This window comes from Pseudarthrobacter sp. KH_020_B (assembly GCF_057840185.1).
The window spans coordinates 3,342,923-3,357,102 of the sequence record NZ_CM174506.1; the positions used below are offsets into that span (position 1 = coordinate 3,342,923).

Here is a 14,180-nt window from a genome sequence, read left to right on the forward strand (position 1 = left end):
CCTTGCTGCCCTCAGGCGTCGGACAGGTGCGCGATGGTGGCGGTGGCCCGGCGCTGCGCCGCCAGCGGCACGTCGCTGACAATGTCTTCCAGGAAACCGAAGCGGCGAAGCCACTGGCTGCTCTGGCGTTCCGGCCTGGAGTTGGCCCGCTTCCACCAGTCGGCGATGTCGCCCCAACCGGGCGCCGCCAGCGACCCGCCCACCTCCTGCACGGCCAGGGAGGCACAGAGGTTGGCGAAGCGGAGCCGGTTGCCCAGCGGCCAGCCGGCCAGGCTGCCCACGATGAAGGCCGCGTCAAAGCAATCGCCGGCTCCCGTGGGATCGTAGGCGGCCACCGGCAGCGACGGCACCCACTCCTCCTCCCCGGTTTCCGAGTCGACGGCCATGGCACCCTGCGCACCGAGCGTCACCACGGCAACGGGCACGCGGTCCGCCAGCGCGTACAGCGCGGACCACGGATTGTCCTTCCCCGTGAACGCCATGGCCTCCCGCTGGTTGGGCAGGAAAGCATGGAAATACTGCAGGTTCTCCAGCCGCACCGGAGCCCACTCCCCGCTGGGGTCCCAACCCACATCCCCGAACAGCTTGACCCCCGCCTGGTGTGCGGCCACCGCCCACGGCTCGATCTCATCGTCCAACGCGGCAATGCCGGCGAGCGCCGGCGGCGGCGAACCGATCAGTTCCGACGACGTGACGGGGGCCGGGTGGCCATGCGTCACCAGCGAACGGTCGTTGTGGACGCTGAGCGAGACGGTGACCGGGGAATGCCACCCCGGGATGCGGCGCGACAGGCTCAGGTCCACGTGTTCCTGCCCGGCCAGGATTTTCCAGTTGTAGTCCCCATAGCCGTCGTCCCCGAATGCGGCTGCCAGTCCCGTGCGCAGTCCCAGCCTCGCCGCGGCAATGGCCTGGTTCGCGACGCCGCCGGGGCAGCTTCCCATCCCCTCGCTCCAGATTTCGGTGCCCGGCTCGGGCGCGTGCGGCAGTCCCGTGAAGATGATGTCCTGGAAAACCGTGCCGGCCAGCAGCAGGTCAAACCCGCCGTCGGACGGTGTGCGGACGGTGGAGAGCGGATCGAAGCGGCGGTCCGGGGTGGCGTCCATGTCCGGCACACTACGCCCTGCCGCCGTCGGGCGGTAGGGGCGCGCCCGGCGGGCCCCTAGACTGCTGACTATGCGGCTTATGATTGCCGGCGGCGGCGGATTCCGCGTGCCGCTTGTGTACCGGGCGCTAGCCTCCGGCGCGTTTGCGGGGCTGGTCACCGAACTGGTGCTGTTCGACGTCGACCCCGCCCGCCTCAGCGCCATCAGCGCGGTGCTTCGCGCCATGCCGGAGACGGGCGACGGCGACCCTTCCTTAGGTGCCCGGCCGCCAGCCGTGCGCACCGCCACGTCCCTGCCGGAGGCCCTGGCCGGGACAGACCTGGTGTTCGCCGCCATCCGCCCCGGCGGCACGGCCGGCCGGATCAACGACGAACGGGTGGCGCAGGACCTTGGCCTGCTCGGCCAGGAAACCACCGGCGCGGGCGGCATCTCCTACGCGCTGCGCACCATCCCGGAGATGCTGCACCTGGCCCGGCAGATGCGGGAGTTCTGCCCGGACGCCTGGCTGATCAACTTCACCAACCCGGCCGGCATGGTCACCGAAGCCCTGCTGCCTGTCCTCGGCCGGAGGGTCATCGGGATCTGCGATTCCGCGGGCGGGCTGGTGCACCGGGCGGCCCGCGCCGCCGGCCTGGCGCTGCCGGACGGAAGGCTCGACGGCGTGGGCTACTACGGTCTGAACCACCTGGGCTGGCTCTACCGGCTGGAGTCCGGCGGCCAGGATCTGCTGCCCGGCCTGCTGTCGGACCCTGCCGCCCTCAGTACCTTCGAGGAAGGCCGGCTCTTCCCGCAGCCGTTCCTCAAGGACCTCGGCGCCCTGCCCAACGAATACCTCTATTACTACTACCAGCGGGAAAGCGCCGCCGCGGCCATGCGCGCCATGCCGGTTACCCGCGGGGAATCCATCCACCACCAGCAGGCCGACCTGTACCCGCGGCTCGCCTCTGCCGGGGCGGACGCCTACAGGCTGTGGGACGCCGCCCGCCGCTCACGGGAGGAAGGCTACCTCGCCGAGGCGCGGACCCACGGCGAGCAGCGCGACGAGGACGACCTCGCCGGCGGCGGCTACGAACGCGTCGCCCTGGCGGTGATGCGCGCGTTGGCGGGGGCCGGGAACGCCCAGCTCATCCTCAACACGCCGAACACTCTTCTGTCCGATCCTGGCGGGGTGACCGCCCGCGGAAGCACCACCCCCCAATCGGCCATTCCGGGACTGCCGGCGGACGCCGTCGTCGAGGTCCCCTGCACCGTCACGCCCGACGGCGCGGTGCCGCTTCCACAGTCAGCCCCGGGACCCGAGCAACTCACCCTGCTCCGGCGCGTCAAGGACGTGGAGCGGCTCACAGTCCGGGCGGCGACCTACCGAGACCGGGCTGCCGCCGTCGACGCCTTCAGTCGTCATCCCCTCGTGGACTCCCCCGCCCTGGGCGCCAAGCTGCTGGCCGGCTACGAGCACGCGTTCCCCGCGCTGCCCAGGCTCTGGCGCTAGAGCCTCCGGTACATGACGTGCAGGCCCACGTATCCGAGGGTGGGGTGCTTGAACGCCTCGGGGATAGTGGCGAGGATTTCGAAGCCCATCCCCTGCCAGGCAGCCACCGCGCGGACATTGCTTTCCACCACGGCGTTGAACTGCATGGCCCGGAAGCCCGCGTTCCGTGCCGCCTCCAGGGAGTAGGCGCACAAAGCCCGGGCCACGCCTTTGCCGCCGTGGCCGCTGTTGACCATGTAGCCGGCGTTGGCCACGTGGCTGCCGGCGCCGCCCTGGTTGGGGTGCAGCTCGCCGGTGCCGATCACGGCGCCGTCGGCCGTCACAGCCACAAAGGCCTGGCCGGGGGCGTCCTTGAACCAGCGGGCCCGGGCGTCGGCCTCTGTGGTGTCCTGGTCCCAGGTGAACGTCTCGCCGGACCGGATGACGGGCTCCAGCACCTCCCACATGCCGGGCCAGTCGGCGGCCGTGGCGGGGCGGATCGAGTATTCTGCGGAACTGGGCGGGGTTGTGGCTGCATTCACACGCGCCACGTTAGCAGCCGGGCAGGTGCCGGGAGGCCGCCCGGGAGCGGCAGGAGTAGTGTTTTACCGAGTGCACAACAGCGGGGCCCCCGCCGCGCCGGCGCTGGGAAGGAGAAGCCATGACATTGATCCGCAGGGTCGCGTTACTCTCCCTCCACACTTCCCCGATGGAGCAGCCAGGCTCCGGCGATGCCGGCGGGATGAACGTCTACATCCGGGAACTGGCCTCCGCGCTGGCCGAGACCGGCATGGAAGTGGAGATCTTCACGCGCTCCACCTCCGCCAAGCAGGCCGCCGTCGAACATCCGGCCCCCGGCGTCTGCGTCCACAATGTGCTGGCCGGGCCGACGCGGAAGATCCCCAAGGAAGAACTGCCCGAACTGCTGCACCACCTGGTGGCCGAGATCGAGCAGATCCGCCAGCGGCAGCCGCACGGCCGCTACGACGTCATCCATTCGCATTACTGGGTGTCCGGGATCGCCGGCCTGGAGCTCTCGGAACTCTGGGGCGTGCCGCTCGTCCACACCATGCACACCATGGCCAAGGTCAAGAACCTCCTGTTGGAGTCCGGCGAACAGCCAGAGCCGCGGCGGCGTGAAGACGGCGAGCACCGGATCGTCGACGGCGCCGCCCGGCTGGTCGCCAACACCACCGCCGAAGCCGAAGAGCTGGTGTCCCACTACGGTGCCGACTACGACCGGATCGACGTGGCGCCGCCGGGCGTAGACCTCAGCACCTTTACTCCCGCGTTCCGGGCCCGGTCCCGGGCGGAGCGGGGCGTTTCGCCGGAGACGTTCCACCTGGTCTTCGCCGGCCGTATCCAGCGGCTGAAGGGCCCACAGGTCCTGCTCAAAGCCGCGGCACTGCTGCGGGCCCGGCGCCCCGAGATCGATCTCCGGCTCACCATCCTGGGCGCCCTCAGCGGGAACAAGGACTTCAATCTCCGGCACCTGATTGCGGAGTCCGGAATGGACGACGTCGTCACGCACCTTCCCCCGGTCAGCGCGGCTGATCTGGCGTCCTGGTTCCGGGCGGCCGACGTTGTGGTGATGCCTTCCTACAGTGAGTCGTTCGGGCTGGTGGCCATTGAGGCGCAGGCCTGCGGGACGCCCGTAGTGGGCACCCGGGTGGGCGGACTGTCCCGCGCCATCTGCCATGGCCGGACCGGGCTGCTGGTGGACGGGCACCACGCCAAGGACTGGGCGGACGCGCTCGAAGCCATGTACGACGATCCGGATACGCGTACAGATATGGGGCGGGCCGCGGCCATCCGCGCGGAGAACCTCGGGTGGAACCGCACTGCCGCCATCACGCTGGAAACGTACCACGCCGCCGTCGAACAGCAACTGGCAAGCCGGCTGATCCCGGCTTCCCCAACCCTCTCTCACCTTTAGGCCGTTTTCCCCCAACCCTCTCTCACCTTTAGGCCGTTTTCCCCCAACCCTCTCTCACCTTTGAATCTTCCGGCTGATAGATTGTCGCGCACAGTGTTCCGCATAGAGCCGAAGGACATCGATGTCTGAAAACGAGGTCCTCACCGATCTTGAGATTGCGCAAAAGGCCGCCATACTGCCGATCGACCAGATCGCAGAGCGAGCAGGAATCAGCGCCGATGCCGTGGAGCTGTACGGGCGGTACAAGGCGAAAATCGACCCCGCCCGGCTGCGGCTCCTCGCCGGAAAGCCCGCGGGCAAAGTGGTCCTCGTCTCGGCCATGTCACCCACCCCCGCTGGCGAGGGCAAGTCCACCACCACTGTGGGACTCGCCGACTCACTGGCGCGTGCGGGCCACAACGTCATGATCGCGCTGCGTGAACCGTCGCTGGGCCCCGTTCTGGGCATGAAGGGCGGTGCGGCGGGCGGCGGCTATTCCCAGGTCCTGCCCATGGACGAGATCAACCTGCACTTCACCGGCGACTTCCACGCGATCACCTCGGCCAACAACGCGCTCATGGCCCTCGTGGACAACCACATTTTCCAGGGGAATGAGCTCAACATCGATCCGCGGCGCATGACCTTCAAGCGCGTCCTGGACATGAACGACCGCTCGCTCCGAGAAGTGGTCATCGGCCTTGGCGGGCCAGCGCAGGGAGTGCCGCGCCAGGACAGTTTCGACATTACGGCAGCCTCCGAGATCATGGCCGTTTTCTGCCTGGCCACGGACCTCGACGATCTTCGCGGGCGTCTGGGCCGAATCACCTTCGGCTACAGCTACGACCGCCGGCCGGTCACAGTGGCGGACCTTGGCGTCCAGGGAGCCCTGACCATGCTGCTCAAGGACGCCCTCAAGCCGAACCTCGTCCAGACCATCGCGGGGACGCCCGCCCTGGTCCACGGGGGCCCCTTCGCGAACATCGCGCATGGCTGCAACTCACTCATGGCCACTCGAACCGCGCAGCAGTTGGCCGACATCGTCGTCACGGAAGCCGGTTTCGGGGCGGACCTCGGCGCCGAAAAGTACATGGACATCAAGGCGCGCATCGCGGACGTGGCGCCGTCCGCCGTCGTGGTGGTGGCGACGATCCGGGCGCTCAAGATGCATGGCGGCGTGCCCAAGGACCGGCTGACTGAGCCCGACCTTGAGGCGCTGCAAGCCGGCGTCGCGAATCTCCGGCGGCACGTGCACAACGTGGAGAAATTCGGGGTGGCGCCGGTGGTGGCCATCAACAGGTTTTCGTCCGACACCGCAGAGGAGCTGGACTGGCTGCTGGAGTGGTGTGCGGCGGAGGGAGTCCAGGCCGCGGTGGCGGACGTCTGGGGCCGGGGCGGCGGCGGTGACGGCGGCGACGAGCTGGCCGCGAAGGTGGCGGCGGCGGTTGCTGCACCCAGCAGCTTCCGGCACCTGTATGCCCTGGACCTGCCTGTGGAGGAAAAGATCCGGACCATCGCGCAGGAGGTTTACGGTGCCGACGGCGTGGAGTTCTCCGTCCCCGCGCTGAAGCGCCTGGCCGACATTGACAAGAACGGCTGGTCCGGATTCCCCGTCTGCATGGCCAAGACCCAGTACTCCTTCACCGACGACGCCTCCCGGCTGGGTGCTCCGAAGGGCTTCACCATCCACGTGCGCGACCTTATCCCGAAGACCGGCGCGGGTTTCATCGTGGCCCTGACCGGTGCCGTGATGACGATGCCCGGCCTGCCCAAGGAGCCCGCCGCGATGCGCATGGACGTCGACGCGCACGGCAACCCGGTCGGCCTCTTCTGATACAACGCTCTCTCACCTTTGGAGCCCTTTCAGGCAACGCTCTCTCACCTGTGGATAACTTCTGCGGGCAACGGCCACTCTGAGGAACAATGCCGGTATGCACACGCAGACTGCGCTTCCCGCCACATTGGCATCAGCCCCGTTCACGCTCGCGTACGCCAGAGCGGAAGGCGTCCCTCGGAATCGTCTTCTCCGGCCCGACGTCGAGCATGTCAGCCGGGGACTGTACCGCCCCGCTGAGTGGGATTTCGAACTTGAGGCGGCCGCCCGTGCGCTCTCGGCAGCCACTCCGGGTGCCTGGATCTCGCACGTGACGGCGGCACGCCTTCGCAGCTCATGCCTTCCACCGTGGCTCTCCGACTCCACGGAACTGCATCTCAGCAAGCCGCGTTCCCTGCCGAGCGTTCGGCGCAAAGGCGTGATCGGGCATACGGTGACCGCGGCTGATGACGAGGTCGAATCGGTTGACGGAATCCGCATCAGCACGCGGCCGCGCACGTGGCTGGACATGGCCCGGGTTGTCCCGCTGAAGGACCTTGTCTGCCTGGGCGACGAATTGATCCGGCTGCCCCGGCAGGAGTTTGAAGGCCGCGACGTACCGTTTGCCACCGTTGAAGAACTGCGCGCCCTGATGAACCGGCACAAAAACCTGCAGGGAATCGTCCGCGCCCGCGAGGCCCTGGAACTCATGCGTGTGGGAGCGGATTCCGGCCCGGAGACCCTGCTCCGTCTGGCAATGCTCGACGCCGGGATCCCCGAGCCCCAGCTTCAGCTCAGGCTGCGGGAGGCAGACCCGCTGTCGCCGTCGGCGGATCTGGGATACCGTCACCGGCGCGTGGCCATCCAGTACGACGGCGGCCATCACCTCGCGCCCAAACAGCGGCTCAGCGATCGGCGACGGGACAAGGCCTTCGAAGCCGCTGGCTGGACGGTCCTCCTTTTCAATAAGGATGATCTGGCCGACGGATTCGAACGCGCCGGCAGGATGATCAAAAGGGAACTGCGGTCCGCCTGGGTGGATCCCGCCGTCGTGTCCGGCTTTTCGCGTTCGATGTAGTGAGAGAGCGAAAGTTGTCAAGCTGTGTGGAGTCACTGGGCTAGTTTTTGGGGTGTTTTGGTCTCGGGCAGGTTGATCCCGACGTATTTGGCGGGGGCCGGTGTGGTGGGTCGTTGGCGGAACCTTCCTGGGTGTCGTTCGTAGTAGTCCTGGTGGACTCTGTCTCGCTTGTCCCAGAGCTCTTTCCAAGAGCCGTCGTGGACTTGTGATGGTGAAAACAGTGCGATACCGGAGTGTTTGTGATCGGTGCTGTACCAGTGCACATAGCCGGTGAGGTACTCCCTGGCGGCCTCGAGATCGTCAAAGATCCGGGGGTAGCCGGGCCGGTATTTCATAGTGCGAAAGCCTGACTCCGAGAAGGGATTGTCGTTGGAGACGTACGGGCGGTTATGGCTGAGTTCCACGCCGTGGGCGGTGAGGGAGTCACGGAGCAGGTTTGATTTCATGGCCGGGCCTGAATCGGCATGCACCATGCGCGGGGCGCCGTGCCGGGCGATGGCTGTCTCGAACATCTCCGCGGCGAGGTGGTCGGACTCGCGTTCCTCCACCCGCCAACCGACGATCTCCCGGGAGAAGATGTCCATGATGGAGTACACCTTGAAAACCTTCCCCTGCCACTTGGAATAGACGTCGGTGATGTCCCAAGACCAGACCTGGCAGGGTCCGGTGGCCTTGACCACCGGCTTCTCAACCGAACCACGCTTGCCCCCACGCTTGCGCGGGAAGGTTGGGCGGGCCTGCTGATCCTCGTACCCTGCCGCGATCCGCCACCAAGTGCGGTTGGAGGCGAGCAGCACCCCGTTGTCCCAGGCTGTGGCGAAGGCATGGTCAACGGAGTTGCCCTTCTCCCAACCGGCCAGGATGAGCCCCAGGATCCGGTCGTGATGCGCGGTGCTGATCCGGCATTCGTAGGCCCGGTCGGCCTGGTGGATCGGGTCCTGCACCGCAGGACGGGGATTGAACCGGTAAAGCCAGGTCCCGCGCGACACGCCCGCCAGCTCGAGCGCTGTCCGCTGGGAGCCGGTGATCACATGCAGCGCCAGGACAGGACTGTTCTCGGCCGCTATGAATCGTTCTGAGCGCTCGTCGGGGTTGTATCGGGCTCTGGCGCGCTCAACTCGTGCAAGAGCCCTATAGCTTTTCCCAGCGCGGAATTCGTATCCTCCAGCTCCTGGACCCGCTTCCGGAGTTTTTCGACTTCGGCACGGTGGCCAGCCATTTCCTTCGCGCGTGCCTTTTCAAACGCGGAGAGCTCACGATTTGTAGGGACCATGCCCCCATGCTCTCGCGGAATCAGGCCCCGGTCGATATCGCCCTGGACCATCATCGTGCGCCACCTGCGGAACGTCCAGTCGGAAATGGACTTCGAGGCAAGCCACTGCTTCCTCGTCCCGTGCGGCTGCAAATAGTACTCATGCATGAACTCACGGATCTCTTCACGCGTAAAACCCTTGTTATCAACGGCCATCGCCGGCTCCTTCAATCAACGGTTAATGAATGACTCACAACCAGCTTGACGGAGAGGGGAGCGTCCGTCAGAAACGCCCCAAAAGTGAGAGAGCGTCGCAGGGGGTGTTAAGCGCCGGACGCTCCCCCACCAAAGTGAGAGAGCGTCCGTCAAAAACCCACCAAAGGTGAGAGAGCGTCTAGCGGTCGACGTCGCCGCGGATGAAGGCCTCTACCTTTTCACGGGCGAGGTCGTCGTTGAACTGCTCCGGCGGGGACTTCATGAAGTAGCTCGACGCGGAGAGCAGCGGGCCACCGATGCCGCGGTCCAGGCCGATCTTGGCTGCGCGGATGGCGTCGATGATCACGCCGGCGGAGTTGGGTGAGTCCCAGACTTCGAGCTTGTATTCCAGCGACACGGGCGCGTCACCGAAGTTGCGGCCCTCGAGGCGGACGAAGGCCCACTTGCGGTCGTCGAGCCACTGGACGTAGTCGGACGGGCCGATGTGGACGTCCCTGGCCGCCAGCTCGGCTTCAACGTTGGAGGTCACGGCCTGGGTCTTGGAGATCTTCTTGGACTCCAGGCGGTCGCGCTCCAGCATGTTCTTGAAGTCCATGTTGCCGCCGACGTTCAGCTGGTACGTGCGGTCCAGCGTGACGCCGCGGTCTTCGAAGAGCTTGGCCATAACGCGGTGCGTGATGGTGGCGCCGATCTGGCTCTTGATGTCGTCGCCCACGATCGGGACGCCGGCGGCGGTGAACTTGTCGGCCCACTCCTTGGTGCCGGCAATGAAGACTGGCAGGGCGTTGACGAACGCCACGCCGGCGTCGATGGCAGCCTGGGCGTAGAAGTGCGCAGCATCCTCGGAACCAACCGGAAGGTAGCAGACCATAACGTCGGCCTTGGCTTCGCGGAGCGCGGCGACGATGTCAACGGGCTCTTCGTGGGACTGTTCGATGGTCTCGAGGTAGTACTTGCCGAGCCCGTCGAGGGTGTGGCCGCGCTGGACGGTCACGCCGGTGGGGGGCACCTCGGCGATCTTGATGGTGTTGTTCTCGCTGGCCAGGATGGCGTCGGCGAGGTCCACGCCCACCTTCTTGCCGTCAACATCAAAAGCGGCAACAAACTGGACATCGTTGACGTGGTACTTGCCGAACTCCACGTGCATCAGACCCGGGATCGTGGCCTTGGGATCGGCGTCACGGTAATACTGCACGCCCTGGACGAGCGAGGCGGCGCAGTTACCCACACCAACGATGGCAACACGAATCGGATTTGCAGACACGGAACTCCTTTGAAGACAACCTCAGCCGCCAGGACGGTCAGTACCGGAAAGTACGACGGCGGCACGCTGGCAGTGCGCCATTCGGCGCCATTTCATCTTACCCAACCACGCGGGGGCCGGGATTGTTCCCGGCCCCCGCCAACCGAAGCGTTACGCGGTTACTTTTGCTTCCACAGATTGATGTCCGACTCAACGGCGAACTCGTCGATGGCGTTGACCTCGTCGGCGGTGAAGTCCAGGTTGTCGATGGCGGACAGGGTGTCTTCGAGCTGCCGGACGCTGGAAGCGCCAACGAGTGCGGAGGTCACGGAGGAGCCCTTGCCCTGGTCGCGGAGGATCCAGCCGATCGCCATCTGCGCCAGCGTCTGGCCCCGGCCCTCGGCGATCCGGTTGAGCCCGCGAACGCGGTCCAGGTTCTCGGGAGTGATCATGGCTTCATCCAAGGACTTTTGCTGCGCTGCCCGGGAATCCGCGGGCACGCCGTTGAGGTAGCGGCCCGTGAGCATCCCCTGGGCCAGCGGCGAGAAGGCGATGCAGCCGGCGCCCACCTGCTCCAAGGCCTCGTAGAGGTTGGGGCTGCCGTTCTCGGTCCAGCGGTTCAGCATGGAGTAGCTCGGCTGGTGGATCAGCAGCGGCGTACCCAGTTCCTTCAGGATCCGGGCCGCTTCCAGGGTTTGCTCCGGAGTGTAGGACGAGATGCCGGCGTACAGGGCCTTGCCCGAGCGGACTGCGTGGTCCAGGGCGCCCATGGTCTCTTCCATCGGCGTTTCCGGGTCCGGACGGTGGCTGTAGAAGATGTCCACGTAGTCCAGGCCCATGCGCTCCAGGGACTGGTCCAGGCTGGCCAGCAGGTACTTGCGGGAGCCAAAGTTGCCGTAGGGGCCTGGCCACATGTCGTAGCCGGCCTTGCTGGAGATGATGAGTTCGTCACGGTACGGCTTGAAGTCGTCCTTGAAGTGGCGGCCGAAGTTGGTTTCGGCGGCGCCGTAGGGCGGGCCGTAGTTGTTCGCGAGGTCGAAGTGGGTGACACCCAGGTCGAAGGCGCGGCGCAGGATGGCGCGCTGCACTTCGAAGGGCTTGTCGTCGCCGAAGTTGTGCCACAGACCCAGGGAAATGGCCGGCAGCTTCAGCCCACTGCGTCCGACGCGGCGGTAGGGCATGGATTCATAGCGGTTTTCCGCGGCTGAATAAGTCATACATACCATCCTGCCATCTGTGACGCGCGCTACAGACCGCAAGGCCCCGGGCTACGTGGAAATCAGGGTGTTCCGGGCCGTTGTGTAGGCAGCGGTCGAAAGGTAGTTGTCGTGAGTCGCGACTTCCTCCATGTAACCGCTGGGCTCGATCTCCTCAGCTATGCGGTCCCGCTGACCTTCGCCAGAGCAGAAAGAGTCGATGGGAAAGCCCAGATAGTCGGTGCGACGCCAGATATTGATCCAGTGATTTTTGGGTGGGCTGGGTTTCTCTTCGCCCCAGTCCCCGTTGAGTAGGGACGCGAGTGAGTATTTCCCGTGCTCGGTCACGTGCACTTCGTTGGCCAGTGCGAAATCCAGTGACACCTGCTTAGTCCACGGATCTGCCCGACGTAAGGCGGGACCTGCCGACGGCGCTGTGCTGAGCACGGCTGGTCCCAGCAGTTCGGGAAAGAACCGCCCGAAGTAGGACCGGAGCTGGACCCCGTACGTGAGCAGACGGATTCGCGTGAAGTCCGTTTCCGGCGACGTCGCCTTCAGATGAAACAAAGCCGCGATGGCCAGGACGGCACCTAGGCTATGTGCCGAAACCACAATCTGGGCGTCTTTCCGGTTTGCCGGCTGTAACCATTCAGCCATCCTGTCGCTGAGTTCCGGAACCACTCGTTCGCCATAGCAAGGGGGTGCAAAGGGATGCGCCGCCCGCGGAAGAAAGCAGATGATGTCCCAGATGAGCGAGAGCGGACGGTCCTTGGAGGACGCGGCGTTTCCAATGGCGAGCCCCAGCACCAGGACAGCACCTGCCACCACTCCCCAGCCGGCGAGATTCAGGTTCACGAATACGGCAACGTCGTTAAACGACGCCTGCAGTGCGGAATCGTTGGACGTGCGGCCTCGCGCCGCGCTGGCGGCCATGCTGACTGTCACGGCCAACCACACCAGGAGGACCACGATCCAGACGGCAGGCTCACCGCGCTGCGTCAAGGAGGACCACCTCTGCCTGTCTGCCACCCTTTGCAGCCGCGGCTCAAGCGATTCCGGCATCTTGCGGGGCCCGAATTCCCCGGGCTCGCCGGGAGGCATTCCGACGCCGGAATCATAGGCGCTCGGGTACGCAATGATGCGGCGTCTGAACAGATGCACCACGGCCCAAAAGACAACCACCGCCACAGCAACCACGATGGCCACCAGCAGGACACCCGCAAACATCCGGTACGCCGTGGGCACAGTGATCTCTCCCAGCACGGTGCTCTCGGTGACAGATCGCCATACCGGATTTTGCGCGAGGACCTGGCCCACAGTTCGCGGACTCCGCAGAAATTCGGCGACGCCCACCACAAGGCTCCCGCTGAGGAACGAGGCAAACATGACCGCCAGGAGCATGAATACCCCGGGTCCAAAGCCGAACCAACCTTCGTGCTCGAAATCGGCAATGCTGCGCTGACGCATTCTGAGGAGGTCCACAGCCAGCACCAGCCCCGCCACAACTGGAACCAGAAGAATAAGGTCATTTCCGGGGATGAGGGACCAGGCCAGCAAGGCCGCAGTGGATATCGAGATCAGCACGAGCGCCCTGCTCGCCCGCACCCCCGAGCGCGTTACGGCAGACGACAAACTCAGGATGGTCAGCAGCGCGAGGAGTACCAGAGGCGCCACGCGGGTGCCGGCGAAGGCCCGGGTGACTGTGTCGTCCGGCGTCGCGAAGCAGGCGATGCCGAGTGTTACAGCCAGATGCAACACCACAGCCACCATGACTACGCCGGCGGCTTGCTTTCGCTGGAGCGCCTTTTTGACCGGTGCGCGGACTTCCGATGACCACGCCACAACCAAAACGACCACCGTAAGCAGCAGAAGACCGCCTATCAGAAGGAACGCCATTTCCACCGCACGTTCACCCGCGCGGCGCAGGGGTTCAGAAATACAGGCGGCGTTGAACCACTGGCCCGCCCCGGTGCAGCCGGGGGACCGCAGAGCTGCGACAGAGTCCGCGTTGATCAAGACCGCTACGAATGAAAAGCATGCCGCGATGTGGAGGACTCCTGTGGACGAAGAAACAAACTGCCGGTCCCAGAATCCGGAAGCGGCAAGAATGGGAGGTTTGACGGCGCCAGCTACAGTTTCCCCCGGACCGCGGGCTTCGAGCCGCAGTGTTCGCCGTCGGTATTTGGCGTTGGACAAGAGGGAAATGGCGAACAGCAGGCCCATGCCCAGCAGCGGCACTGATGCCATCACAGTCAGGCGCTGGCCCCTTGTCAGGTCCCGAAGCATGTCGGCAGGGCCAGGAAGTTGGCTGCATACGGACACGCCGGCCACACCTCCAAGGTGCCGGAAGCATTGCACAGCCAGCAGGTCGAAGGCCACCGTGCACAGCGCTGCGGCGTAGAACAGACTCAGAAGTAGCGCAAACAGCCGCGCCGTACCCGCCCCGTTTCCTGCCGCGAGGTGGCTGTCTCCCCTGCGCCCGTCTTGCTGCAGTCTCCGTGCCCAGTAGGCCGCATTAGCCAGACCGAAGGGCAGCAGCATAAACCAGGCCAGGTTGCTTGCAACAGCACCGATCTTGCCAAAAGTACTGGCAACCGGCGCCGTCCGTGCCAGCTTTCCCCAACTGTAGGCTTCCACATAGGTTGGCCCCTCAGACGGTGCCTTTGTCGTAAAGAAACCGCCGAGTTCGTCGCCCTGAACCCTGGTGACGTCAGCGAGGTCGCAGCTGAGGAGCTCATGGGGCGGCGTATTGCGGATGCCGTGGATGCGGAGTTCAAGCGTGGCAGGAACCTTGGACGCGCTGGTCACCGGGTCACCCATGACGGCCTCCATCGCCCGTACGCCACCGAGCCGCCCATCACGGCTGGTCAGTACGCGAATAATACGCCCAGGTAACTCC

Annotated in this window: 11 protein-coding genes; 4 read left to right on the forward strand and 7 right to left on the reverse strand. The window is 65.7% G+C overall.

The genetic code is table 11. From position 1 onward, the window contains the following. Positions 1 to 11: 11 nt before the first annotated feature. The gene (locus AC3IT0_RS15390) at positions 12 to 1,103 is read right to left on the reverse strand and encodes a carbohydrate kinase family protein (RefSeq protein ID WP_489320600.1); all 1,092 of its coding nucleotides are present in this window, start codon (positions 1,101 to 1,103) and stop codon (positions 12 to 14) included. A gap of 70 nt (positions 1,104 to 1,173) precedes the next feature. On the opposite strand from AC3IT0_RS15390, the gene AC3IT0_RS15395 reads away from it, so the two are divergent. After that, a complete protein-coding gene (locus AC3IT0_RS15395; protein WP_489320601.1) occupies positions 1,174 to 2,592 on the forward strand; it encodes a family 4 glycosyl hydrolase in 1,419 nt (472 codons plus the stop codon). Here AC3IT0_RS15395 and AC3IT0_RS15400 read toward each other — a convergent pair. Next, positions 2,589 to 3,038 (reverse strand): GNAT family N-acetyltransferase, encoded by a 450-nt coding sequence (locus tag AC3IT0_RS15400; RefSeq protein WP_489323818.1) that lies wholly within the window; start codon positions 3,036 to 3,038, stop codon positions 2,589 to 2,591. The genes AC3IT0_RS15395 and AC3IT0_RS15400 overlap by 4 nt on opposite strands. A 194-nt stretch (positions 3,039 to 3,232) precedes the next feature. On the opposite strand from AC3IT0_RS15400, the gene mshA reads away from it, so the two are divergent. The 3 genes from mshA to AC3IT0_RS15415 all read left to right on the forward strand — a co-directional run bounded on the left by mshA (position 3,233) and on the right by AC3IT0_RS15415 (position 7,374). After that, positions 3,233 to 4,507 carry a D-inositol-3-phosphate glycosyltransferase gene (gene mshA / locus AC3IT0_RS15405; RefSeq protein ID WP_489320602.1) on the forward strand — a complete coding sequence of 425 codons (1,275 nt, stop codon included), beginning with the start codon at positions 3,233 to 3,235 and terminating at the stop codon, positions 4,505 to 4,507. Positions 4,508 to 4,628: 121 nt separating this feature from the next. Then, positions 4,629 to 6,317: a formate--tetrahydrofolate ligase gene (locus tag AC3IT0_RS15410; RefSeq protein ID WP_489320603.1), complete on the forward strand. Its 1,689-nt coding sequence runs from the start codon at positions 4,629 to 4,631 to the stop codon at positions 6,315 to 6,317. Between the two features lie 97 nt (positions 6,318 to 6,414). Beyond that, on the forward strand, positions 6,415 to 7,374 hold the full coding sequence (locus AC3IT0_RS15415) for a DUF559 domain-containing protein (protein ID WP_489320604.1): 960 nt from the start codon (positions 6,415 to 6,417) through the stop codon (positions 7,372 to 7,374). Between the two features lie 32 nt (positions 7,375 to 7,406). Here the strand turns inward: AC3IT0_RS15415 and AC3IT0_RS15420 are convergent, their stop codons facing one another. The 5 genes from AC3IT0_RS15420 to AC3IT0_RS15440 form a co-directional block, all read right to left on the reverse strand. Next, positions 7,407 to 8,405 (reverse strand): transposase, encoded by a 999-nt coding sequence (locus AC3IT0_RS15420; RefSeq protein ID WP_489320605.1) that lies wholly within the window; start codon positions 8,403 to 8,405, stop codon positions 7,407 to 7,409. A gap of 32 nt (positions 8,406 to 8,437) precedes the next feature. After that, the gene (locus tag AC3IT0_RS15425; RefSeq protein WP_489320394.1) at positions 8,438 to 8,842 is read right to left on the reverse strand and encodes a hypothetical protein; all 405 of its coding nucleotides are present in this window, start codon (positions 8,840 to 8,842) and stop codon (positions 8,438 to 8,440) included. A 178-nt stretch (positions 8,843 to 9,020) separates the two neighbouring features. Then, positions 9,021 to 10,106 carry an inositol-3-phosphate synthase gene (locus AC3IT0_RS15430; protein WP_489320606.1) on the reverse strand — a complete coding sequence of 362 codons (1,086 nt, stop codon included), beginning with the start codon at positions 10,104 to 10,106 and terminating at the stop codon, positions 9,021 to 9,023. Positions 10,107 to 10,264: 158 nt separating this feature from the next. Next, a complete protein-coding gene (mgrA, locus tag AC3IT0_RS15435; protein WP_489320607.1) occupies positions 10,265 to 11,302 on the reverse strand; it encodes an L-glyceraldehyde 3-phosphate reductase in 1,038 nt (345 codons plus the stop codon). Between the two features lie 51 nt (positions 11,303 to 11,353). Beyond that, the gene (locus AC3IT0_RS15440) at positions 11,354 to 14,101 is read right to left on the reverse strand and encodes a hypothetical protein (protein WP_489320608.1); all 2,748 of its coding nucleotides are present in this window, start codon (positions 14,099 to 14,101) and stop codon (positions 11,354 to 11,356) included. Positions 14,102 to 14,180 lie beyond the last annotated feature (79 nt).